Origin of the sequence: Micromonospora sp. DT4 (genome assembly GCF_049841675.1) — a bacterium.
In the GTDB taxonomy this organism is placed as follows: Bacteria; Actinomycetota; Actinomycetes; order Mycobacteriales; family Micromonosporaceae; genus Micromonospora.
In genome coordinates this window covers 1-23,161 of sequence record NZ_JBNCKT010000040.1, presented here as the reverse complement: position 1 = coordinate 23,161, position 23,161 = coordinate 1, and the positions used below count along the sequence as shown (strand labels likewise).

The 23,161-nt window shown below is 71.4% G+C and carries 17 protein-coding genes and 3 pseudogenes; 7 read left to right on the top strand and 13 right to left on the bottom strand.

Features of this window, described 5'->3' with window-relative positions:
• The first annotated feature begins 10 nt into the window (after nt 1–10).
• Both ACLQ24_RS14155 and ACLQ24_RS14150 read left to right on the top strand, forming a co-directional pair.
• Nucleotides 11–310: a hypothetical protein gene (locus ACLQ24_RS14155; RefSeq protein WP_425891867.1), complete on the top strand. Its 300-nt coding sequence runs from the start codon at nt 11–13 to the stop codon at nt 308–310.
• A gap of 9 nt (nt 311–319) precedes the next feature.
• Nucleotides 320–1,183: a DUF1028 domain-containing protein gene (locus ACLQ24_RS14150; RefSeq protein WP_425891865.1), complete on the top strand. Its 864-nt coding sequence runs from the start codon at nt 320–322 to the stop codon at nt 1,181–1,183.
• Nucleotides 1,184–1,237: 54 nt separating this feature from the next.
• Here ACLQ24_RS14150 and ACLQ24_RS14145 read toward each other — a convergent pair.
• Both ACLQ24_RS14145 and ACLQ24_RS14140 read right to left on the bottom strand, forming a co-directional pair.
• A pseudogene (locus ACLQ24_RS14145) lies at nt 1,238–1,572 on the bottom strand (phosphatase PAP2 family protein); the annotation flags it as partial.
• Nucleotides 1,512–1,664 carry a hypothetical protein gene (locus ACLQ24_RS14140; protein WP_425891883.1) on the bottom strand — a complete coding sequence of 51 codons (153 nt, stop codon included), beginning with the start codon at nt 1,662–1,664 and terminating at the stop codon, nt 1,512–1,514. The pseudogene ACLQ24_RS14145 and the gene ACLQ24_RS14140, both read right to left, overlap by 61 nt.
• 74 nt (nt 1,665–1,738) lie before the next feature.
• Between ACLQ24_RS14140 and ACLQ24_RS14135 the strand changes: the two are divergent.
• Nucleotides 1,739–2,187, top strand: a pseudogene (locus ACLQ24_RS14135) (DUF3159 domain-containing protein).
• Nucleotides 2,188–2,488: 301 nt separating this feature from the next.
• On the opposite strand, the gene ACLQ24_RS14130 reads toward ACLQ24_RS14135, so the two are convergent.
• Nucleotides 2,489–5,395: a glycoside hydrolase family 48 protein gene (locus ACLQ24_RS14130; protein WP_425891863.1), complete on the bottom strand. Its 2,907-nt coding sequence runs from the start codon at nt 5,393–5,395 to the stop codon at nt 2,489–2,491.
• Between the two features lie 836 nt (nt 5,396–6,231).
• On the opposite strand from ACLQ24_RS14130, the gene ACLQ24_RS14125 reads away from it, so the two are divergent.
• Complete coding sequence (locus ACLQ24_RS14125; protein WP_425891861.1) at nt 6,232–7,575, top strand: GH1 family beta-glucosidase; 1,344 nt, start codon at nt 6,232–6,234, stop codon at nt 7,573–7,575.
• 77 nt (nt 7,576–7,652) lie between these two features.
• On the opposite strand, the gene ACLQ24_RS14120 is transcribed toward ACLQ24_RS14125, so the two are convergent.
• From ACLQ24_RS14120 to ACLQ24_RS14110, 3 genes are all read right to left on the bottom strand, one after another.
• A complete protein-coding gene (locus tag ACLQ24_RS14120; RefSeq protein ID WP_425891859.1) occupies nt 7,653–8,075 on the bottom strand; it encodes a roadblock/LC7 domain-containing protein in 423 nt (140 codons plus the stop codon).
• A complete protein-coding gene (locus ACLQ24_RS14115; protein ID WP_425891857.1) occupies nt 8,072–10,615 on the bottom strand; it encodes a sensor histidine kinase in 2,544 nt (847 codons plus the stop codon). The genes ACLQ24_RS14120 and ACLQ24_RS14115 overlap by 4 nt, the downstream gene beginning before the upstream one ends.
• Nucleotides 10,616–10,741: 126 nt before the next feature.
• Nucleotides 10,742–12,127, bottom strand: a complete 1,386-nt coding sequence (locus ACLQ24_RS14110) for an FGGY family carbohydrate kinase (RefSeq protein WP_425891856.1) — start codon at nt 12,125–12,127, stop codon at nt 10,742–10,744.
• A 264-nt stretch (nt 12,128–12,391) separates the two neighbouring features.
• On the opposite strand from ACLQ24_RS14110, the gene ACLQ24_RS14105 reads away from it, so the two are divergent.
• Nucleotides 12,392–14,296 (top strand): anthranilate synthase family protein, encoded by a 1,905-nt coding sequence (locus ACLQ24_RS14105; RefSeq protein ID WP_425891854.1) that lies wholly within the window; start codon nt 12,392–12,394, stop codon nt 14,294–14,296.
• A gap of 106 nt (nt 14,297–14,402) precedes the next feature.
• On the opposite strand, the gene wrbA is transcribed toward ACLQ24_RS14105, so the two are convergent.
• Complete coding sequence (gene wrbA / locus ACLQ24_RS14100; protein ID WP_425891852.1) at nt 14,403–15,020, bottom strand: NAD(P)H:quinone oxidoreductase; 618 nt, start codon at nt 15,018–15,020, stop codon at nt 14,403–14,405.
• A 372-nt stretch (nt 15,021–15,392) separates the two neighbouring features.
• Nucleotides 15,393–15,785 carry a hypothetical protein gene (locus ACLQ24_RS14095; protein WP_425891850.1) on the bottom strand — a complete coding sequence of 131 codons (393 nt, stop codon included), beginning with the start codon at nt 15,783–15,785 and terminating at the stop codon, nt 15,393–15,395.
• 111 nt (nt 15,786–15,896) lie between these two features.
• Between ACLQ24_RS14095 and ACLQ24_RS14090 the strand changes: the two genes are divergently transcribed.
• Nucleotides 15,897–17,006: a winged helix DNA-binding domain-containing protein gene (locus ACLQ24_RS14090; RefSeq protein ID WP_425891848.1), complete on the top strand. Its 1,110-nt coding sequence runs from the start codon at nt 15,897–15,899 to the stop codon at nt 17,004–17,006.
• Between the two features lie 508 nt (nt 17,007–17,514).
• Here the strand turns inward: ACLQ24_RS14090 and ACLQ24_RS14085 are convergent.
• From ACLQ24_RS14085 to ACLQ24_RS14065, 5 genes and pseudogenes are all read right to left on the bottom strand, one after another.
• Nucleotides 17,515–18,723 carry an ABC transporter ATP-binding protein gene (locus ACLQ24_RS14085; RefSeq protein WP_425891846.1) on the bottom strand — a complete coding sequence of 403 codons (1,209 nt, stop codon included), beginning with the start codon at nt 18,721–18,723 and terminating at the stop codon, nt 17,515–17,517.
• Nucleotides 18,724–18,733: 10 nt separating this feature from the next.
• Nucleotides 18,734–19,566, bottom strand: a pseudogene (locus ACLQ24_RS14080) (carbohydrate ABC transporter permease).
• Nucleotide 19,567: 1 nt separating this feature from the next.
• Nucleotides 19,568–20,542 carry a carbohydrate ABC transporter permease gene (locus tag ACLQ24_RS14075; RefSeq protein ID WP_425891844.1) on the bottom strand — a complete coding sequence of 325 codons (975 nt, stop codon included), beginning with the start codon at nt 20,540–20,542 and terminating at the stop codon, nt 19,568–19,570.
• A complete protein-coding gene (locus tag ACLQ24_RS14070) occupies nt 20,539–21,825 on the bottom strand; it encodes an ABC transporter substrate-binding protein (protein ID WP_425891843.1) in 1,287 nt (428 codons plus the stop codon). The genes ACLQ24_RS14075 and ACLQ24_RS14070 overlap by 4 nt, the downstream gene beginning before the upstream one ends.
• Nucleotides 21,826–21,992: 167 nt before the next feature.
• Nucleotides 21,993–22,244: a flavin reductase gene (locus tag ACLQ24_RS14065; RefSeq protein WP_425891842.1), complete on the bottom strand. Its 252-nt coding sequence runs from the start codon at nt 22,242–22,244 to the stop codon at nt 21,993–21,995.
• Nucleotides 22,245–22,522: 278 nt separating this feature from the next.
• Between ACLQ24_RS14065 and ACLQ24_RS14060 the strand changes: the two genes are divergently transcribed.
• The gene (locus tag ACLQ24_RS14060; protein ID WP_425891840.1) at nt 22,523–23,101 is read left to right on the top strand and encodes a helix-turn-helix domain-containing protein; all 579 of its coding nucleotides are present in this window, start codon (nt 22,523–22,525) and stop codon (nt 23,099–23,101) included.
• Nucleotides 23,102–23,161 lie beyond the last annotated feature (60 nt).

Sequence of the window (23,161 nt, the reverse complement as noted above, 5' to 3'; positions counted from 1 at the left end):
GACGGTGCCGATGAGCAAGATCCCCCCGGTGGGCGGAATCGCCGGTTCGCAGCCGCCCGTGCTGGCGGCGGTGCTACGACTGCCAGGTGGACCGGAGGAGCACCGGCGCAGGCCGCTGACCATGGATTCCAGGGCGGCAGGACACCTGGAGCCGGTCCCGGCGGCGATCACCGGCAGCGGCAAGACGCTGCTGTTGCTGCGGGCGCTCTGGACGGCGTCGCGGTCGCCGACGCCGCCGGGCGCGCGGCGCGCCGCCGGAGGCCGCCGCGACGCCGTTCTGAGGCATCGCGTACCCGAGCGGGCCGGCTAGTCTCGGCGAGTGACCTTCTCCCTCGTCGCCCGCTCCGCCGACGGCCGCCGCCACGGCGTCGTCGTGGCCAGCAAGTTCCTCGCCGCCGGAGCGCTGGTGCCGGCCGCGCAGGCCGAGGTCGGGGCGCTGGCCACCCAGGCGCACGTCAACCTCGCCTACCGCCCGCAGGGGCTCACGTTGCTGCGCACCGGGGTGGCCGCCACCGACGTGGTGGCCGGCCTGGTCGCCGCCGACCCCGAGCGGCAGCACCGGCAGCTCGGCGTGGTGGACGCCAGTGGGCAGGGCGCGAGCTGGACAGGCCCCGCCTGCCACCCGTGGGCCGGCGGGCGCACCGGCGACGGTTGGGCCGCGCAGGGCAACATCCTGACCGGCCCGGAGGTGGTCGACGCGATCGGCGAGGCGTGGCTGGCCTCCTCGGCGCTGCCGTTCGCCGAGCGGCTGGTCGCCGCGCTGCGCGCCGGTGACGAGGCCGGCGGGGACCGGCGCGGCCAGCAGAGCGCCGGCCTGCTGGTGGTCGAGCGCGGCGGAGGGTACGGCGGCACCAGCGACGTGGTGGTCGACCTGCGGGTGGACGACCATCCCGAGCCGGTCACCGAGCTCGGTCGGCTGCTGGCCGTGCACACGATGCTGTTCAGTCGGCCCGACCCGGCGACGCTGCTCGACCTGAGCGGAGCGGTCGCCGACGAGGTGGCGGCGCTGCTCACCGCGCTGGGTCACCCGGTGGGCCACACCGGGCCGGAGGCGGCGCTGATCTCCTGGGCGGGGCTGGAGAACCTGGAGGAACGCCTCGTGCCGGGGCGGATCGACCCGGTGGTGCTCACCCACCTGCGGGGTGTCGTCCCGCACGTGCCCGCCCCCCGCCAGGGCGCCTGACCACCCGGTGCCCACCGGCCCGCCGCCGAGCACCACCTGGGCAACGCCGCCGGGTCAGCCCTTCACGCGGGGCACCAGCCGGTGCACGACGGTCAGCGCCAGCGCCATTACGACCGGCATCGTCCCGGCGATGCCGGCGGTGCTGCCCGCGTACCCGATGAACAGGGGTCGGCGGGCCAACTCCTCCGGGCCGGTCCCGCGCAGGTCCACCAGCCAGGACAGCTCCAACCCGGCGGCGACCAGGGCGAGCACACGGCCACGCCGAGCACGACGGCGGCGAGGCGGTGCGCATCGCCGGGCACGATCTGGGCCTGCTCCCGTTGGGTGATCAGCAGGAGCAGCCCGGCCAGCGCCGCCCAGACGCCCACCACCAGGTAAGCGGCGACCGCGCCACCCGCCAGACGGCGAGGAAGGCGGCCGCCTGGACGAGGGCCAGTACGACCCACCAGACCGCGGTCCAACCCCGTGCCGTCGCACGCATCCGCACACCGTAGCGGCCGTCCCGGGCCGGTCGGTGGCCCACCGGCTCCCGCCGGTTAGGTTGAGGGGGTGGCGGTGAGTGGCACCCCGGAGCGGGAGTCCGGCCAGGTCGAGCCCGTTCCGGCCCAGCCGACGACCGGCCCGGCGCGGGTCGAGTCCCTGGCGGACCTGCTGGGCGGGCGGCGTGGGGCGGTCGACGCCACCCTGCCGCCGGTGGCGTTCGCGCTGGGCTGGCTGATCGGCGGTGAGTCACTGTGGGCCGGGGTGGGCGCGGCGCTCGCCGTCGGCGTCGTGGTGGCTGGCGTACGGCTGCGGCGGGGTGACGCGTGGCGGTGTTCGTCCCGCTCTACCTGAGTGGACAGGTGCTCGCGCTCGTGGTGGCGCGGATCGCGTTGACCTGGCCGCTGGTCGCGGCGGCGCTGGCCGTGAGTTGGGTGGTGGTGCGCCGGTCGCTGCTGCCGGGCCACCCGGGGCTGCGCCACCCGGTCGGTCCGGGCGCCGGGCCCGACGAGACGGCCGGCTAGGGACGCCGACGGGCATAAAGGTGGAGAGGCCGCCACGGGGGGAGCGGCCTCTCCGGTGACGTACGTTACTCCGTCATCCTCATTGGTGTGATCCCGTGACAGCCGGAATTTCTGGGCTTTTCGCGGCAGTCTTCAGTCCGGACGGTGGGGTGGGCCGGTCGACCCGCTGCGTTGGCCAGACGACCGGCCCACCCCGGCCTGACCGTGGGTGTCAGGCCGTCCGCCGGCCGGGTCCCGTCGTTCCCCCGGACCCGGCCGAACCCCGGGGTGGGCGGGGCACTCCACCCACCCCGGGTCGCTCTCAGCCGTTCGGGAACAACGTCCCGTAGTCGGCGTACGCCATGGCCACATCGGCCTGAGCCCAGAAGCGGTGATAGTTGAACGTGGGCTCCGGGCCACCGTTCAGGTACGCCTGCACCTTTGGCCAGTCCGGGTCGTTCTTGTAGAACGACCGGATGTCCAGGAAGCTCTTGCCGGCGGCGATGGCGTCGCCGTTCGGCATCTTCCCGGTCCAGCCCGGCGGGACGTAGAGGCCCTGCCCGCTGGAGGCAGCGTAGACGTCGTCGAAGCGCTTGTAGTCGCCACGCGTCTCGGTGGTGGAGACGCCCTTCGAGTCACTGGCGGCGTCCAGCGCGTCCAGCAGACCCTTGGCGGTGGTCTTCGCCGCCGCGTTGCCCGACTTGGCCGCGTACGCGATCAGGATCCGGGCGTAGGAGGCGGCGACGCCGACGTCCTGGCCCTTGCTGATCACCTCGACGTGCAGGTTGGTGTTGGGCTGCGGGCTGCTCGGGTTCCAGGTGGTCGGCTGGCCGGTCCACTTCATGTCCGACGGGATCGACCAGTTGGTGCCGAGCGTGGTGTTGGCGATCGCCCACGGCACCCACTTGTCCAGCAGCGCCTTGGCCTTCGTGTTGCCGGTCTGCAGGTACAGCTCGGCGATCCGCTGCATCGACCACGCCTGCATGCCGAACCACTGGTTCGACGGCGGGTCGTTGTAGACCGGGTCGACGTCGTAGAACATGCCGTAGAAGGTGCTCGTGCCTGACGGCGGTTGGGCGTAGCTGCCGTCCCAGCTGTTGGTCGCGCCGCCGGCGATGCCGCCCTCGGAGGACTGCAGCCAGGTGTAGAACTCGAGCTGCCGGTCGAAGCTCTTGGTCCAGTCGGAGACCGCGGTCGACGACTGCGGCTTCAGCTCCGGGGTGTTGGTCAGCGCCCAGGCCGCGAACGGGTTCTGGTAGCCGAAATGGTTGTGGCTGGAGCCGATGCGCCAGGACCAGTTCTGGCTGGTGTCGTACGCGCCGCCCCAGGCGTAGTACCAGGACAGCAGGTAGTGCGCCGAGTCCCGGCCGCTGCCGGCGGGGCAGGTGCTGGCGCCCACGCAGTTGCCGATCTTCTTGAAGTACTTGTCGAACATCGCGTACCGCAGGTAGTCGCCCATCTTGGCGGCCTTGGCCACGGTGGCGGCGACGTCGGCCTGCTTGCCCTGCGCCTTGGCCCAGGTCAGCGCCCAGTACGCGGCCTGCACCGCACGGGCGTCGGCGTCCGGTGCGTTGGTGTACTTCCACTGCTTGGCGGGAGTGCCGGTGTCCTTGACGAACAGGTCGAGGTAGCCGTACTGACCGCCGTGCTTGAAGGTGTCACAGGACGGCTGGGGGATGGTCTCCCACACCGACTCCTGGGTGCCGCGCTGGAAGGTGTTGATGTAGGCCGGCTTGGTGGTGCCGTCACCGCAGCGACCGAAGCCGTACGTGTTGTCGACGTCCATCAGCCAGTGCATGCCGTAGATGTCGCCGGTGCCATAGGTGGACTGCAGCTCCGAGCGCAGCGGGTCCTGCCCGACCGGGATGTTCGGGTTCAGGGCCGAGGGGTACTGGCTGGGCAGGTTGTACTCCGCGGCGTACTGCGGGGTGCCGGCGGAGCCGGAAGTCGGCTGGTCTGAATGATTCGGAATAATATATTTTTCCATCACCGTCCAGGCGTTGTTGAACGGCGCCCAGTTCTGGGTGACGCGGCCGTACTGGGCCTCCAGCCAGATCCAGAAGCTGAACGCCTCCGAGGTGGTCTCGTGACCGTGGTCGGGCGCTTCGACGATCAGCGTCTCGACCGAGTGGTAGGGCACGCCCTCGGGGCTGAAGTAACCCGAGTTCTTGATCTTGCCGTACTGGTCGAGGAACTTCTTGATGTAGGCGTTGTCGCCGCCGGGGGTGTCGTTGTCGATCTCGGTGGCGGCGACCGCCAGCGAGGCGAGCCCGGTGGCCGACGCGGTGATGGTGGCGCTACCGCCGACGGTGTCGGTGTCCTCCGCCGCGGCGACCGTGACGGTGACCCCGGTGTTCCAGTTGGTGGGCGTCAGCGTGACGGTGCTCGGCGAGACCGTGACGTCGCTGTCCCCGGAGGGGGTGAGGGTGACCGGCACGCTGGTCGTCGGCGCGGCGCTGAGCTTGAGGTTGAAGGTGGAGGTGCCACCCTCGTTGACGCTCACCGCGGACGGCGTGGCGACCAGCGTCGGACCGCTTGCGGCGCCGACGGTGAACGACTTCTCGGCGACCCCGATGCCTTTGGCGTTGTCGTACGCCTTGGCCTGCACCGTGTAGCTGCCGGCCGGCAGGTCTTCCTGGGTGTAGGAGTACGGCGCCGTGGTGTCGGTGTTGATGAGCAGGCCGTTGCGGTAGAACTCGACCTTGCTGATCGTCCCGTCCGAGTCACTGGCGGTCGCGGTCAGCGGCACGTCCTCGGGCGCGGTGAACGGCCCGGAGGGCAGGCTGAGCGAGACGGTCGGCGGCTGATTGGCCGGGGTGCCGTTGCAGGGGGTGCCGTTCAGGGTGAACGAGGTGGGCTTCGGGTTGCTCCCCGTGTGGGAGCCGTTGAAGCCGATGGTGGTGGAGGCCCCGGTGCCGAGGTTGCCGTTGTACGACTCGTTGGTCGCGGTGACCTCGCTGCCGGACTGGCTGAACTTGGCCGACCAGCCCTGGGTGACCCGCTGGCCGCTGTTCGGGAAGGTCCACTTGAGCGTCCAGTTGCTGATCGGGTCGCCCAGGTTCTTGATGGTCACGTTGGCCGTGAAGCCGGTGCTCCAGTCGTTGGTCGCGTAGACCACGTCGCAGGCCGGTGCGGCCTGCGCGGCGCCAGCGGGCAGGGTCACCCCGCCGACGGCGAGCGCGGCGGCGGCGAGGATCGCCACTCGACGGCGTCGTGCCAGATGTCTCATGTGCGCGGTGTCTCCTCGGACCAGGCCGGGTGGTTCCCGGCGAGGCGCCTGCCCACAGGTGGTGGTACGCGGGGATTCGAGGCGCCGGGAAGGTGGTAGCCCCGGGCCCGGCCGGGGATGCGATGCGGTCTGTGCGGGAGGGGGTCCCGCCGGCTGCGTTCGGGTGCCGTGACCGGAAGTCGTGCTCCCGGCTGCCCTCGGCGGTCCCGCGCCCACGCGATCTGGCTCCCGTCGCGTCGAATCGACAGTGTGCCATGGAAGCGCTCCCACAACAAGCGGGGAGGGGGCGGGATCAGCCACTTGTTTCGATCTCGTTTTGGGTCTTTCACAAAGTCGTGACGGGCGTTACAGTCGCAACATCGGTCGATGGGAGCGCTTCCATCGACAAAGGTTCCAACTGGAAGATCGCCGGGACCGTCCTCGTGGCGGGCCCGGGGAACCATCCGAAGGCCGACGGCGGGCCAGCCCGGACGCCGCCGTCAGCCATCATCCCGCCACAGGGAGGGAGGTGGAACCAGAGCCACTCGCGTGGCCCGGCTCCCGCGCGACACGCACGGCAGGACCCAATTCCGCCCGTGTGTGTGCAGTTACGGTGGGGACGGGGGTTGCCCTCCCCCGTCCCCACACTAAACCCCCGTACACGATGGGAAAAGAGGCCGACGGGACAGGCGCGATGCGCCGCCCGGTCGGCCTCGTTCGCTGTCCGGGGCCCTCATCCGCCTCGACCCGCCAACGTCGGTCGCCGTGACGGCCGGCTGACCGGGTCGGGCGCTCCTGGCCTATCCTGGGAGCGCTCCCGAATCTCGGCGGTGGCCCCGTATCCACGAGGAGAATCCATGTCGATACCTACCGGGCCCGCCGGCCCGCTGCGCTTCCCCCGCGACTTCGGCTGGGGCGCGGCCACCTCCGCCTACCAGATCGAGGGTGCCGCCAAGGAGGACGGCCGCGGCGAGTCGGTCTGGGACACCTTCAGTCGCATCCCCGGACGTACCCGCAACGGTGACACCGGCGACGTGGCCGCCGACCACTACCACCGGTACGTCGAAGACCTCGACCTGATGCGTGACCTGGGTCTGCGCAGCTACCGCTTCTCCATCTCCTGGCCCCGCATCCAGCCCGACGGCAGCGGCCCGCCCAACCAGCGCGGGCTCGACTTCTACCGGCGGCTCCTCGACGGCCTGCACGAGCGCGGCATCGCCCCGATGGCCACGCTGTTCCACTGGGACCTGCCTCAGGCGTTGCAGGACGCCGGCGGTTGGGAGTCCCGCGACACCGCCCACCGCTTCGCCGACTACGCCGACGCCGTCTTCACGGCCCTCGGTGACCGGGTACCGGTCTGGCTCACCATCAACGAGCCCAAAACCGTCGTACAGAACGGTTACCTCATCGGTCACCACGCCCCCGGTCGGCAGGACCCGGACGCCGCCTACCTCGTCGCCCACCACCTGCAGCTCGCCCACGGCCTCGCGGTGCGCGCGCTCCGCGCCTCCGACAGCACCGGCCGAATCGGCCCCGCGCTCAACCTGCACCCCTGCTACCCCACCGACGACTCCGCCGAGGCCGCCGCCGCCGCACACCTCTACGACGGGTACGAGAACCGGCTCTACCTCGACTCGCTGCTCAAGGGCAGCTACCCGCAGGACGTCCTGGCCGACCTGGGTCCGCAGAGCCGGATGGTCCGCGGCATCCGCGACGGCGACCTGGCGGTGATCTCGTCACCGATCGACCTGCTGGCCGTGCAGTACTACACGCCCACCTACGTCGCCGCCGACGGCAGCACCGAACACCGCTGGCCCACCTCCGAGGCCGGCTGGCAGCAGATCTACCCCGACGGGATGTACGACATCCTGACCCGGGTCACCCGCGACTACGGCCCGATCCCGCTCACCGTGACCGAGAACGGTCTGCCCACCCCCGACACCCTGGCCGCGGACGACACCGTCGACGACAGCGGCCGGATCACCTTCCTGCGCGACCACCTGGCCGCCGCGCACCGCGCCATCGGTGACGGGGTGCCGCTGGAGAGCTTCCATGTCTGGTCGATGCTCGACAACTTCGAGTGGGACGAGGGATACGAACAGCGCTGGGGCCTGGTCTACGTGGACTACGTGACCCAGCGGCGCGTGCTCAAGCGCAGCGCCCACTGGTACCGCTCCGTCATCGCCGAGGGCGGCTTCTGAACGGGCCGCCCGGACGGCCGGGCCCGGACGGCTCGGCTCGGGTGAGCCGGTGACCGTCCGGGTCACGGCCGGAAGAGTCAGCGGGGCAGCGCCTGCTGCAACTCCGCTCGCAGCGCCGGGGTGAGCATCTCCCCCGCCTGCTTCGCCAACCGCGCCATCTCGTAGCCCACCACGCCGATGTCGGCGTCCCCGGCCGCGAGCGTGGCCAGGATCGACCCGTCGCGCACCTGCATCACCAGGAAGTAGCCCCGGCCCATCTCGACCACCGTCTGCTTGACGATGTCGCCGTCGAATATCTGCGCCGCGCCCGCCGTGATGCTCATCAGCCCGGACGTCACCGCGGCGAGCTTGTCCGCGTGGTCGCGGGGCAGATGGTCGGAGATCGCCACCAGCAGCCCGTCAGAGGAGACCACCACCGCGTGCGCCACGCCCGGCACCCGATCCGCGAAGGCGCTCACCAGCCAGCTCAGGTCACGCGCCTCCTGGCTCAACGTCGTCACTGTCGTTGTCCTCCTTCGTCGTGCCCCCACGAGGGTGGCACCGGTATCTCGGTGGTGTCCTCGGCCTCGGCACGCCGTACCCCGCTGTAGAGCCGGGAAAGCATGCCACCGACCGCGTCCGGGTCGAGGTCGACGCGCGGCGACCTCGACTCCGGCTGGGCGGGGCGGGTGACCGCGGCGAGCTGCGCCATCGGTACGCGTACCGGAAGACCCCGCTCGTTCGTGCCGGCCGTCACCGGCGTGGCGGGTGGCACGGGCTGGGACGGGGCCGCCGGCCCGGTCGGCCCCTGCTGGGACCACCAGCCGCCGTTGTTCGAGGGGGCGCCGGCCGGGGCCAACACGTCCTCGGCGCGTACCGGCACGGGGCGGGTCGGGCGCGGCACGGCGGCAGCCGGCGGGCGACCGGCCACCGGGAGGTCCAGCGGCGCGGCGGCCGGCCCACGGGCGCCAGCGGGCGAGGACGCCCCCGCCTTGTGCTGCGACGCTACGCCGCGCGCGGCGCCCGACGCCAGCATCCGGGCGGACGCCGGCGGATCCAGCTCCACCGTGCCGCCGGGCGCCAGCAGGGTCGGCGGTAGCACCAGCCCCGCGACGAGGCCACTCTGGCGTCCTTCGAGCTGTACCCGCACGCCCAGTCGGCTCGCCAGGTGACTCACCACGAACAGGCCCATCCGCTCGACCGCCGCGACGTCCGCGGCCGGCGGGCTGGCCAGCACCGCGTTCGCCTCGGCCAGCGCTGCCGGGCTCATGCCCAGGCCGTCGTCGACGATCTCGATCAGCGCGGAGGACGCCTCGACCCGGGCGGTCACCACGACGAACGTGTCCGGACGCGAGAAGGCCGTGGCGTTCTCCAGCAACTCGGCCAGCAGGTGCACCAGCTCACCGACCGCGTGCCCGACCACGTTGACGGAACCCATCGACTCCAGCCGTACCCGCTGGTACTGCTCGATCTCGGCGGCGGCGGCCAGCAGCACGGTGCCCAGACCCACCGGACGGTTCCACCGGCGGGTGGAGTCCGTACCGGCCAGCACCAGCAGGCTCTCGTCGTTACGGCGCATACGGGCGGCCAGGTGGTCGAGCTTGAACAGGTTCTCCAACTGGTCCGGGTCGCTCTCCTCACGCTCCAGGTCGTCGAGTAGCTCCAGTTGACGCTCCACGAGCACCTGGCTGCGGCGAGCCAGGTTGACGAACATCGCGTTGACGTTGCGACGCATCAGCGCCTGCTCGACGGCGACCGTCACGGCGCTGCGGTGCACCGCGACGAACGCCTCGGCCAGCTCGCCGATCTCGTCGAGCGACCGAACCACCGCCGGCGCCACGTCGATGCTCGGCACACCACCGGTGACGGTGCGCAACCGGTCCAGCGCGTCGGGCAGCTCCACCTGCGCGATCCGCAGCGCCTGGCTGCGCAGCAGCCGCATCGACCGGGCGACCGACCGCCCGACCAGCAGTGAGATCAGCAGGGCGACAAGCAGCACCGCCACGACTCCACCGACCACCAGCAGGGTGGCCCGCAGTTGGCCGCTGCTGGCGTCGTCGGCCTGGCGCACCGCGTCGTCGAGCACGCTCGCCTCGACCTGCCGCAGCAGCTCCTGGCGTTGCTGGCTCGCCGACCACCACGGCTCCGAGGGCAGCACCTCCGGTGCCGCGTCACCGACCGGCAGGCTGCGCTCCTCCAGGCGGGTGGCGACCTGGAACGTCGGGTTCACCGAGATCTCGTCGTACCGCCGGATCTGGTCGCTGGTGGCGGACACCCGGAACGCGCCGAGCGCGGTGAGCTGCTGGGCGCGCAGGTCGGAGAGGATCACCCGGTCCTCGGTGCCGTACCGGCCGGCCCGGCCGGCGGCATAGAGTTGGGCCCGGACCCGGGAGGACAGCTCCTTGACCCGGGCGATCTGGACGTAGCGCAGCACGGCGTCGCTCAACCCCGGCTGGTCCTGGCCCGGCGTCGGCTCGGCGAGCAGGTCCAACAGCGTGTCGACCGCCCGGTGGTAGTTACTCAGGATGGTGTCGTTGCTGAGCACCGCCGGCGGGATGGCCGGCCGGATGTCGATCACCTGGTCGTACGCCTCGAGCACCTCGGAGAAGGCCACCCGCCAGGAGGCGTCGGCGTCGGCCAACGGCTCGGCCGCCCGGCGCAGGTCGTCGACGGCGCGGTCGGTGGCCGACTGCAACGGCCGCAGGGTGGTGGCCGCCGACTCCCGGGGGCCACCGCGGCGCAGCTCCCCCAGCTCACCCGCCGAACGGTCCCGCTCCTGCTGGAGCTGGTCGACCACGGCGGTGATCTGCCGGCCGATCCCGACCTGCCGGGAGAAGTCGTTCAGCGTGGCCGTCCGCCCGACCAGTGTGCTGGTCTGCACGCCCGCGAGCACGAGGAACGCCATCGACGGCACCAGCAGTACGGTGGCCAGCTTGGTGCTCATCCGCCAGTCCCGCAGCCGGAACGGCGAGCGGCGTCGATGCGGAACGACCCGGACGTCGAAGCGACGCCGGCGGTGGTTCGACACCGCACCGATCGCCGGGTCGGGACCTGCCGCCACCCTGCCTCCTCCGTCCTGCCGCGTCCACGGCGACCCGGGGAGCGGAGTCCATCCAACCAGGCTCGGTGACACTGTCAACGGCCCGGGCAGGCCGAAAGTTCAGGAAGGATACTGCGGGTGGGAACGTCATGTCGTGGTCGGTGAGACCAGCTCGTCCGTCCGGCCGATGTCGGCGAGCGCCGCCGCCGCACCAAAGCGACCCAACGCCACCAACGCCGCGCCGGTCGCGCCGATCTCCGGGTTGCGTTGGTGCGACACCGGTCGCGGCGCGAGCGCGGCGGCGAACGCCTGCCGCCACCACACCGACGCGGCCACCGCGCCGCCACCCAGCACCACCCCGACCGGTTTGCCGATCGTGGACTCCAGCACCGCGAGATCCTCGGCGACCAGATCGCACAGTCCCTGCATCAGCCCGGCCAGGATGTCCACCGCCGTGGTGCTGAAACTCAGACCGCGCAGCTCGCCGGTCCCCGCCGGCGCCAACCCGGGCGCCCGGTCGCCGCCGAACCGGGGATCGGCCGGCCGGCCGCCGCCCACCGGTACCAGCGCCAGCGCCGCGTCCAACTCGTCCCCCTGGGGCAGCCGCAACTCCCGGTCGGCCCAGGCGAACAGGTTGCCACCGCTGGAGTACGCCGCCCCGGTCACCACGTGGTCGTGGTCGACCCGGTAGCGCCAGAGGCGTTCGGGCAACCGCGGCAGCGGCTCGCCGGCCGGGCTGCGCTGCATCAGGCGTACGGCCGCGGAGGTGCCCACCGTGACCGCGGCCCGGCTCGGGTCGGCGCAGCCCGAACCGACGTTGGACGCCCCGCCGTCGCCCACCGGCGGCGCCCACCGGGCCTCGGCCAACTGCGGCCAGCGGCGGGCCCGGTCGGGACGCAGCCGGCCGTGCCAGTCCAACTCGCCCAGGGACGGCAGGTCGCGGGGTCGCGCGCCGGCCAGCGTCAACGCCTCCTCGTCCCAGCGCAGGGTGGCGAGGTCGAGTAGACCGGTGCCGGAGGCCTGCGAGACCGACATGGGCGCCGCCTGGAGCAGTTCGCCCAGCACGTATTCCGGAAGGCCGACGAACCGGGCGATCGGAGTGCCGGACTGTTCCCGCAGCCAGGGCAGGCGCACCGGCCAGTAGGAGCGGTGCCACCAGCAGCCCGTGCGCTGGTGGAAGCCGTCCGGATCGGCCGGGCCGGACGTGTCGCCGACCGGCGTGGGCCGGGTGTCGAGCCAGGTGACGACCGGGCCCAGCGGAGCGCCGTCGCGGTCGAGCGGGAGCACCGAGTGCCACTGCGCGGACGTCGCCACCAGGCTCACGTCGTGCAGGTGTCCCGCCTCGGCCAGCTCGTCCAGACACTCGATGAGGCAGGCGAGGTAGTCGGGCCCGGAGAGGGTGCCCGTGCCGTCGTCCCCGATGGCGAGTCGGACCTTCCGCCGGGCCAGGGCGCCGGGCAGCGGGCGGGTTGCCCCGTCCAGCACCAGCCCGCGTACGGAGGAGGTGCCCAGGTCGAGTGCGAGAATGTTCATCGCCGGTCAAGTTACCCGGTGCGGGCCGCGCGGGGACGGTGGTCCGCCCCCGGCACACCCGTACGTCCGAAGGGGTCCCGGGTCGGGCCGTGACCGCGTAAGGTGAATCGCATGCTCGCGCACCCAACCTCCTGGTGGCCCGCCGACCCGGCGGCCACCCCCCGCGCGTAGCTTCACCCACGCGGCCGCCATCGAGGCGGCCGCCGGATCTCCGGCCCGGATGACCGCCCCCGCTGGCGGTGCCCGGCACCCACGGAGACCACGATGACCAGCCTGACCGACCTGCTCGCCGCCATCTCCCGAGGCGACGACCCCGGCCCCTTCGCGCTGCTGCGCCGCGAGGGCGCCGACGACCTGGAACTCTTCACCGGCCCCGTCGCCACCGTCGACCGGCTGGCCGACATCCCGCTGCCCCCGGGTGCGCCCGGGGCGCAGACGTTGGCCCTGGTGCCGTACCGGCAGATCGCCGAGCGCGGTTTCGCCTGCGTCGACGACGACGCCCCGCTGGAGTGCCTTCAGGTCCGTGAACACGTCCGGATTGGGATGGCCGAGGCCCTGGCCGCGCTGCCCGACGAGCCGGTCCGCACCCGGGACGCGGCTTTCGACGTCAGCGACGAGGAGTACGCGCGGATCGTGCAGCAGGTGCTCACCGACGAGATCGGTCGGGGCGAGGGCGCGAACTTCGTCATCCACCGCACCCTGCACGCCACCGTGCAGGGTGCGCCGCTGGTGGCCGCGCTGGCCGCGCTGCGCCGGCTGTTGGTCTCCGAGCGCGGCGCCTACTGGACGTTCGTGGTGCACACCGGCACCCGGACCATGGTCGGCGCCAGCCCGGAACGGCACGTCAGCGTCGACGACGGGCTCGTGATGATGAACCCGATCAGCGGCACCTTCCGACCCACCGGCGACGCCCCGGACCGGGCGGCGCTCCTGCGGTTCCTCGCCGACCCGAAGGAGATCGAGGAGCTGTACATGGTGCTCGACGAGGAGTTGAAGATGATGGCAACCGTCGCCGAGCACGGCGGTCAGGTCATCGGCCCGTACCTCAAGGAGATGTCGCACCTGGCCCACACCGAGTACCTGCTCGCCGGGCGGGGCACCCGCGACGTGCGGGAGGTGCTGCGGGAGACGATGTTCGCGCCCACCGTGACGGGCAGTCCGATGGAGGACGCCTGCCGGGTGATCGCACGGCACGAGCGCCGGGGCCGGGGCTACTACGCGGGTGTGCTGGCGCTGCTCGGTCACGACGACGCGGGCCGGCAGACGCTGGACGCGCCGATCCTGATCCGTACCGCCGAGATCTCCGGCTCCGGCCGGCTGCGGGTGCCGGTCGGAGCCACCCTGGTCCGGCATTCGACGGCGGCCGGCGAGGTGGCCGAGACCCACGCCAAGGCGGCCGGGGTGCTGGCCGCGCTCGGCCTGGGCCCGGCGGCGTCCGCCGGCGAGCGCGGGCCGGTCGTGCGGCTGGCCAACGACCCGGAGGTACGCGACGCGCTCGCCGCGCGTAACACGCCGCTGGCCCGGTTCTGGCTCGACCAGCGGGCGCCCGACGCGCCCGGACTGCCCGGTTTGGTCGGTCTGCGGGCGCTGATCGTGGACGCGGAGGACACCTTCACCGGCATGTTGGCGCACCAACTGGGCGCGCTGGGCCTCGCGGTGACGCTGCGCCCGTGGCACGCCGGCGGCCCGGTCGACGGGTACGACCTGGTGGTGGCCGGACCCGGACCGGGTGACCCGGGCAGCCCGGACGATCCGAAGATGGCGGCGCTGCGGGAACTGCTGGACGAGTTGTTGGCGACCGGCCGGCCCACCCTCGCGGTCTGCCTCGGGCACCAGGTGCTGGCCGGGCTGCTGGGGCTGCGCCTGCACCGCCGGGACGCGCCCTACCAGGGGCTGCAACGGGAGGTCGTGTTGTTCGGCCGGTCCCGCCGGGTGGGCTTCTACTCCTCGTTCACCGCCCGCGCCGAGGCGGACCGGGTGGACACCGCGTACGGGACGGTGGAGCTGGCCCGGGACGTACGCGACGGGTCCGTGCACGCCCTGCGCGGGCAGGGCTTCGCCGGGGTGCAGTTCCACCCGGAGTCGGTGCTCAGCCCGGACGGGGTGACCGTGCTGACCGAGTTGCTGGCCGACCTGTTGCCGGCGTCGCGCGCGGCCCACCACGCATAGCCTCGGGCCGTCCGGTATGGCGACCGCCGTCGCGGGGTAGGGCTGGAGCGACCGGTGGTGCGAGCGGGCCGAGAGCCCCCGCCCGCGCCACCGGTCGCCCCGTTCGTCAGCCGCCCAGGCCCTGCTTGAGCGCGGTGCCGATCAGCACCGCCCGGCGGGCGGTGAGAGCGCAGGCGCCCAGCGCCACCGCATCCGGGGCGAGCTCGCCGTTGTTGCTGGTGTGCGACGCGCCGTACGGATTACCGGCGATGAACTGGCTGGAGTCGGTGTATCCGGGGGGCACCACGACACCACCCCAGTGGTAGAAGACGTTGAAGAGCGACGTCAGCGTGGTCTCCTGCCCACCGTGCGACGTCGCCGTGGAGGTGAAGGCCGCGTAGACCTTGTTGGCCAGCGCGCCCTGCGCCCACAGCGGACCGGTGGTGTCGATGAACTGCTTCAGCTGGGCGGCGATCATGCCGTACCGGGTGGGCGATCCCAAGATCGCCACGTCGGCCCAGGCCAGGTCGTCGATCATCGCCTCGGGAACGTCCTGGGTCTCCAGGTGGTGCGCCTGCCAACCGGAGTTGGAGCGGATCGCCTCGTCCGGTGCGAGCTCCCGCACCTTGCGCAGGCGTACCTCCGCGCCGGCCTCCCCGGCGGCCTCACAGGCGGCCTGCGCCATCTGGTAGGTGATGCCGGTGGCGCTGTAGTAGATTACCGCCACCTTCGTTTGGGCAGCCATCAGATGTGTCCCCTTCTCGTCTCGGGTCGGCTCCCGCGACTACCCCCGGGGCGGGGAGACAAACGACAGAACAGTGACTTCCGGCCGTCCGGGCTCAAGTTTTCCGCAAATTCCCGGACGTTCCGATCCGATTCCCGGTCGTTCCGATCCGGCCGCCCGCGCGGACGACGATCCTGATGCCATCCGGTGCCGGCGCGCGATCCCGCCGCCCCCTGGAACCGGCGCCTGAACGGGGGATCGCGCTCCGCCGGCAACGACGCTGGCGTAGCGCGATCAGGGGTCACTGCCCGACGCGGGGCGCGGAGCACGCCGCCCACCCTACTGGGACCGGCCGGCACGGGTGACGGGCCGGCCCAGGGCGGTGCGCGCCGGTCAGTCGAGCTTGTCGCGCAGCTTGTCGACCTGCGTCTGGAGGCGGTTCACCGCGTTCTCGTTGTTGATGAAGGTGGTGATGCCCGCGGCGACGCCGAGGCCGATCAGCACCGCCAGGATGCTCAGCACCAGACCCCCGATCGACACCCCCCGGCCGGTCACGCCGGGTCGTTGCGCCATCTTGAGCCCGACGATGCCGAGGATGATCCCGATGATGCCGAGCACCAGCCCCAGCCAGGCGAGGATGGCGGTCAACACGCTGAACAGGCCGGCGACGCCGAACACCAGAGCGAAGGTGGCGGCCGCGCTGGTCTTCGCGCTGGCAGCCCCCCGGTGGCCCCGAGACCCGGCCGATACGCCGGCGCCCCGGGCCGGCTCGCTTGCGGCAGTCATGAGAGTCCCCCTCCGTACGCGCGGCTCGCGTACTTCCGGTGCGCCGCCTTCCCACTGCTCAGGCTGTTATGCCTGGGCGATGTTGTCGGTCGGGTGTCCTACCCTGGCCCGATGACCGGGGAGCTCACCGCATCCGAGGCGCTCGATCTGCGGATGACGAGCCTGCTGCTGCGACCGCATCCGAGCATCCGGCCCGACGCGGTGGCCGAGGTGGTCGAGTGGTTCGGCGCGATGCAGGCGCAGGATCTGGCGAGCGGCCTGTGGTCGCTGGGCGCCCGGCTGCCCGGGTGGACCGTGGCCGACGTACAGGCCGCGCTGGAACGCCGCGAAGCGTTGCGTACCTGGCCGATGCGGGGCACCGTGCACCTCGTTCCGCCCGCCGACACCCGCTGGATGCTGGAGTTGACAGGCGTACGGTCGCTGGCCGGCGCGGCGACCCGTCGAACGCAACTCGGGCTCACCGACGCCGATGCGGACCGGGCGCTGGACGTGCTCGGCGTCGCGTTGGCCGGCGGCGGCCGGCTCACCCGGGCGCAGTGCCTCGCCACCCTGCGCGAGGCCGGGCTCGGCACCGACGGCCAGCGCGGCTACCACCTGCTCTGGTACGCGAGCGTGCGTGGGGTGACCTGCGTGGCGCCCAACGTCGGCACCGAGCAGACGTTCGTCCTGCTCGACGAGTGGGCGCCGGAGCAGCGCAGGCCGGAGCGGGACGAGGCGTTGGCGCTGCTCGCCCACCGCTACGTGCGGGGGCACGGGCCGGTCACCGACCGCGAGTTCGCCGGCTGGAGCGGCCTCACCCTGACCGATGCGCGGCGCGGCCTGGCCGCCGCCGACGACCTGCTGAGCACGGTACGTGTCGACGGCGAGCCGATGTACGTGGACGCGGCGCTGGCCGACATCCCGCGCATCCCGGCGGTCGGGGTGGTGGCGCTGCCGGGCTTCGACGAATACCTCCTCGGCTACCGGGACCGCACGTTGATGCTCGATACCGCGCACCGGGAGGCCGTGGTGCCGGGCAACAACGGCATCTTCCAGGCCACCGTGGTTCAAGCAGGCCGGGTCGTGGGCGTGTGGAAGCGCAAGATCGGCCGCCAGGCCGTCACCCTGACGGTACGGCCGCTGACGCCGATGACCGCCGGCGAACGGACCGACGTCGAGCAGGCGCTGGCGCGGTACGCCGACTTCCTCGGGCTGCCCCCGCGGTTCGACTGGCCGACCTGAGCGGACGGGCTACTCCCCGGCCGGTTCGCTGGCGGCCCGGTGGCCGCCTGGTTGGGTTGGCGCACCTCCCCCAGCACGTCGTAGAGGGACACGCCGAGCAGCCGCGCCGGGCTGGCCGCGAGCGCGGCGTGCATCGCCACCACCACGTCACCGTGGTCCGGTTCACCGTCGGCCTCGTCTGGTTCACCGTCGGCCTCGTCTGGTTCACCGTCGGCCTCGTCTGGTTCACCGCCGGCCTCGGATGGGGCGTCGGGCGACGTGGGCAGCAGCTCCTCGTCGCGCAGCATCGCCAGCAGCCGCTCGCGGTCGGCGGCGGCCCGGGCGCGCTCGACGGCCACATCGGTGCCGAGCAGTTTCAACTCGTCGCGTACCCGCACGTGCTCGCCGCGCATGGCACGCGGGTCCCCCCAGTCCTCACCCGCGCCGATCTTGCACTTTCTGTCCCGACACACCGGGGCTATCGACCCATGTCGACGACAGTAACTGCAAGATCGGCGGGAGGTGGTGGTCAGTCTGCCAGCGCGCCCGCTGAGCGGCCCTCGTTCAGGGTCAGGTTGCGGCCGGTGGACGGGTCGAAGAGGTGGATCTTCTCCAGGTTGAACCAGACCCGGCGGGACTGGCCCTCGGCCGCCCCGGACTCGGCGGACAGCCGGGTGACCAGGTTGCCGCCGCCACCGGCGAAGTCACCCGCGCCCGCATCCGCGGCCAACTCCTCCAGCTCGGCAGCGGTGGCCCGCTCACCCTCCACGGTGAGGTAGACGTACTTGTCCGAGCCCATCGACTCGACGATCTCCACCGGCGCCTCGAACTCCAGGCCGCGCCGCCGGGTGTCGTCGTCGACCAGTTCGGCGTCCTCGAAGTGCTCGGGCCGGATGCCGAGGATCAGTTCGCGGGGCGCGTCGGCCGCCTCCAGCTCCCGGCGGACCCGGTCGTCGAGCGGCACGTCGCCCAGGGCGGTACGCAGGCTGCCGTCCTGCACGGCGGCATGCAGGAAGTTCATCGACGGGGAGCCGATGAAGCCGGCCACGAAGAGGTTGCGCGGGCGGTCGTACAGCTCCTGCGGCGGGCCGACCTGCTGCACCGCGCCACCCCGCATGATCACTACCCGGTCGCCGAGGGTCATGGCCTCGGTCTGGTCGTGGGTGACGTAGACGGTGGTGGTGCCGAGCTGCTTCTGCAACCGGGACACCACCGTACGCATCTGCACGCGCAGCTTGGCGTCGAGGTTGGACAGCGGCTCGTCCATGAGGAACGCCTTGGGCTGGCGGACGATCGCCCGGCCCATCGCCACCCGCTGCCGCTGACCACCCGAGAGGTTCGCGGGTTTGCGGTCCAGCAGCGCGGTCAGCTCCAGCACCTTGGCGGCCTCGTCGACCTTGGAGTTGATGGTCTCCTTGTCGAGCTTCGCCAGGCGCAGCGGGAACGCCATGTTCTCCCGCACGGTCATGTTCGGGTAGAGCGCGTACGACTGGAACACCATGGCGATGTCCCGGTCCCGGGGGGCCTTGTCGTTGACCCGCTGGCCGGCGATGCGGAGTTCGCCGGAGCTGATGTCCTCGAGACCGGCGATCATGTTGAGGGTGGTGGACTTGCCGCAGCCCGAGGGGCCGACCAGGATCACGAACTCGCCGTCGGCGATCTCCAGGTCGACGTCCCGCACGGCGACCGTCCCGTCCGGGAAGCTCTTGCTCACCTTGTCGAGCACGATGTCAGCCATGACTACTCACCTATCCCTTGACTGCGCCGGAGGTCAGGCCGGACACGATGCGGCGCTGGAAGAAGAGGACGAACAGGATGATCGGCACAGTGATCACCACGGCGGCGGCGCAGATCGCCCCGGTGGGGTCCTCGAACTGTGACGCGCCGGTGAAGAACGACAACGCCGCCGGCACCGTGCGGGACCGCTCGGTGGAGGTCAGCGAGATGGCGAACAGGAAGTCGTTCCAGCAGAAGATGAAGACCAGGATCGCCGTGGTGAACAGACCGGGCGCGGCCAGCGGGGCGATCACCCGCCGGAACGCCTGGGCCTGCGTCGCGCCGTCCATCTTCGCCGCCTTCTCCAGGTCCCACGGAATCTGCTTGAAGAACGCCGACAGCGTGTAGATCGCCAGCGGCAGCGCGAAGGTGATGTACGGCAGGATCAGCCCGAGCCAGGTGTCGAAGATCCTGGCCTGACGCTCGATCTCGAACAGCGGCGACACCAGCGACACCTGCGGGAACATCGCGATCAGCAGCGAGATGCCGACCAGCGCTTACCCGGGAAGTCCAGGCGACTGATCGCGTACGCGGCCATCGCCCCGAGCACCACCGCGATCAGGGTGGCGATGAGCGCGATGCCGATGGAGTTGACGAGCGCTCGGACGAACTGGTCGGTGTCGAAGATCGTGCGGTAGTTGTCCAGCGTCCACTCCCGAGGGAAGAACTTCCCGTCGGTGAGGGTGGCCGGGGTCTTGAACGACAGCGAGGCGATCCACAGCACCGGGACCAGCGCGAAGACGACCACGAGGACGTCCAGCAGGCCCCAGCGCACCTTCGCCCGGGTGGTGGTTTCCGCGGCCATGTCAGCGCCTCTCGGAATCGTCGCTACCGGGGGCAGCGGTGCCGAACAGCTTCACGAAGACGAAGGCGATGATCGCCACCGTGATGAAGACCAGCACCGACATCGTCGAGCCGATGCCGAGGTTGAGACCCCGCAGCAGGTTGTTGTAGGCGAGCATCGACACCGACGACGTCTCGTTGCCGCCGGCGGTCAGGACGAAGATGTTGTCGAACACCCGGAACGCGTCCAGGGTGCGGAACAGCAGCGCGACCAGGATCGCCGGCTTCATCACCGGCAGCATCACCTTGGTGAACTTCTGCCAGGCCGTCGCGCCGTCCGTGGAGGCGGCCTTGAGCAGGTCGTCCGGGACCAGGGCCAGCCCGGCCATCAGCAGCAGCGCCATGAACGGCGTGGTCTTCCAGATCTCGGCCAGCATAATGATCGCCAGCGAGCTGGCTCGCTCGGTGAGGGGCGCGCCGTCGCTGAACAGGTCGGCCAGGTAACCGGTGCCGGGCGTCCACGCGTACCGCCAGGAGAACGCGGCGACCACGGTGACGATGCCGTACGGGATGAGCGCCGAGGTACGGACTATGCCGCGCCCGACGAGCGTACGGTGCATGATCAGCGCCAGCCCCATGCCGAGCACCAGCTCGACGGCCACCGTGACCACCGTGATCAGCGTGGTCACCCCGAACGCCGTCCACCAGAACTCGTTGGTGAGCACGGTGACGTAGTTCTCCAGCCCGATGAACTCGCGCTGGTCGGGAAAGCGCAGGTCGTAGCGCTGCAACGACAGCCAGACCGAGTAGATGATCGGGTACGCGGTGACCGCGACCATCACCAGCGCGGCGGGCGCGCAGAGCAGCCACCCGAGCCGACGTTCGGCCTTCTTGTTCTCGCTCAGCGGCGCCTTGCAGCGATTGCCGCGCTGGGTGGGCACCGCGGCACGTTGGCCGTCGGTCCTCTCCGGCGTCTCCGTGCTGGCGGGCCGGGTCATGGCAGCACCCCCTTGGACTCCAGGGCGTCGGCGATGGCGTCGCGCAGCTCGTCGGCGGTCTGTTGCGGACGAATACCGGACGGCGGCGACAGGATCGCCGACATGACGGTGGAGATGCTCTGGTAGGCCGGCGTCAGAGGACGCGTCGCCGGGTCCTTCAGCTCCTGAAGGATGGTGTCCTTCATCGGGTACGCCTCGGTCATCTCCGGGTCGTCGAAGACGGCCTCGATGGTCGGGGGCACGCCGTCGTTGATGGCGGAGAACTTCTGGTGCTCCGCGCTGCGCAGGCACCGCGCGGCCTCGAAGGACAGCTCCGGGTGCTTCGAGTACGAGCTGACCGCCAGGTTCACCCCGCCGATGGTGACCTTGCCGGGGGTGCCCTCGTCGACGCCCGGCACGCGGGCCCAGCCGACCTGCTTGGCCAGCTCCGGGTTGGCTTCCTGGAGGGCCGGGTAGACGAACGGCCAGTTCACCTGGAACGCGCCGGCGCCGGACTGGAACTCCAACCGCACCGGGTCCTCGGTGGCGTTGCTGAACGACGGTGAGGTGACGCCCGACGTGGCGAACCGCTGCAACTGCTCCAGCGCCCGGACCGTGCCGTCGTCCATCACGGCCTTCTTGCCGTCGTCGGAGAGGACCTTCCCGCCCGCGCTCTGGGCCAGGGTGTTGTAGAGGACGACCAGGCCGTCGTACTGCGCGCCCATGGTGAGCACCTGGTACGGCTTGCCCTGGTCCTTGAGCTGCCGGGCCGCGGTGATCATCTGGTCCCAGGTGGTCGGTGGCTGCGGCACCAGGTCCTTGCGGTACCAGAGGAGCTGCACGTTGGTGTTCTTCGGCGCGGCGTAGAGCTTGTCCTCGTAGCGGGCGGTCTCCAGCGGCCCGGCGAGGGTGCCCTGTTCGACCTCGCTCTTGTCCTGACCGGTCCACTCGCGGATCCAGTCGGCGCTGGCGAACTCCTGGGTCCAGGTGACGTCCAGGCCGAGGATGTCCATGCCGGTGTCCTCGGCGGCGAGCCGGCGGACCATCTGCACCCGCTGGTCGTCGGCCTGCCGGGGCAGCACCCGGTAGGCGATCTCGTACCGCCCCTGGGCCTGCGTGTTGCAGTCGTCGACGACCTTCTGCAGGTTCTGCTCCGGCGGGTAGTACAGGTTGAGCGTCGGTGGGCCACCGCTCTCGTCGGCGCCGCACGCGGCGAGCGGCGCGACCAGCGCCAGCGCGGCGGCTACCGCCCCAACCCGGGCCGCCGGGCGACGCCGTTGTCGGGCCGTTTCGGGGTCCGTCATCGCCCTCCCCCTCTCTTGGCGCAACAGACCGGGGAGGGCACCCGTGCCCCGGTGCACGGCGGGCTGTCTCCCGAGCCAAGGAGCTGCGAAAACACTCCGCTCGGGCAGTCCGTGCGGCTACACTGCCCCACTCACCGAGCCGCGAAACCTGCCCGTAACGGTCGTCGTCAGCCCCGGGCTCGCGCCCAGGAGAGGAAGCGCTCGGTCATCCGTGCCGGCGGGTGGTCCGGGTGGAGTTGGGTGAGCTGGTGGGTCGCCTCGTTCATCAGGGTGCCGAGGTAGATCAGCAGCCCCATGCGGTCGGTCCGGTACTCCGTCAACAGGGTGAGCTTGGCCGGCTGGCAGGGCCACTCCCGGCCGCAGTTGCGGCACCGCCACAGCGGACGCATGGCGACATGCGGGGCGGGCGGACGAACCATCACCACCACCGTGCTTCGTCGTGGTGGTGCTCTGTCGGGCTCAGCACATCGACCTCCTCGTGGATGGGGAAGGGAGCCGCTCCCGCAAGGGGGAACGGGAGCGACCCCGGGACAGAGCCCGCCACCGCCTGTGGCCACCAGCAGACCCACCACTGGTGACAGTCTGCAAGGACCCAACTACGGTAGATACGTGCTCGCGCCATCCGCGCAGCTCAGTGATCCGGCCGGGTAGCCACGAAGGGCACGCCGACGCGGGTTGGGCAGAGATTGGGGAATCGATGGGGACCGTCACCGACTACGTGCTGGAGGAACTGCGCCTGCTCCGGGCCGAGGCAGGGCTCAGCCAGGACGACTTCGGCCGAGGCATCGGCTACTCGGGCTCGCACGTCAGCTCCGTCGAGACGGGCGGGCGACCGCCGACGAAGGAGTACATGCGGGCCGTCGACAACCACCACCGGACCGGCGAGCGCTTCCAGCGGATGCTGGAGCGGCTGGGCCGGCTCGACGCCGAGGACGTCGACCGGATCGTCGCGTCCCGGCTGGAACGGCAGGCGATCCTACGACGCCCGAGCCCGCCGCAGCTCATCGCCGTGCTGGACGAGGCGGTGCTGCGCCGGCCGGTGCTCGACCAGCCGGGACTGATGCTCGAACAGTGCGAGCACCTGGTGGAGCTGGCGGCCCAGGAGCACATCCAGGTACACGTCGTCCCGGTGGACGCGGGCATGTATCTGGGATTGGCCGGTCAGTTCATCATCGCCGAAATGCCGGACGGCGAACGGGTGGCGCACGCCGACAACCAGCTCACCGCGCAGATCGTCGCCACGTCGACCGACGTCGCTAAGAGCGACCGGCAATAGGCGTCACTTGAGTCGGCGGGTTGTCGGTCGGGTGTCCCAGCGATAGAGCGTGCGGGCTCG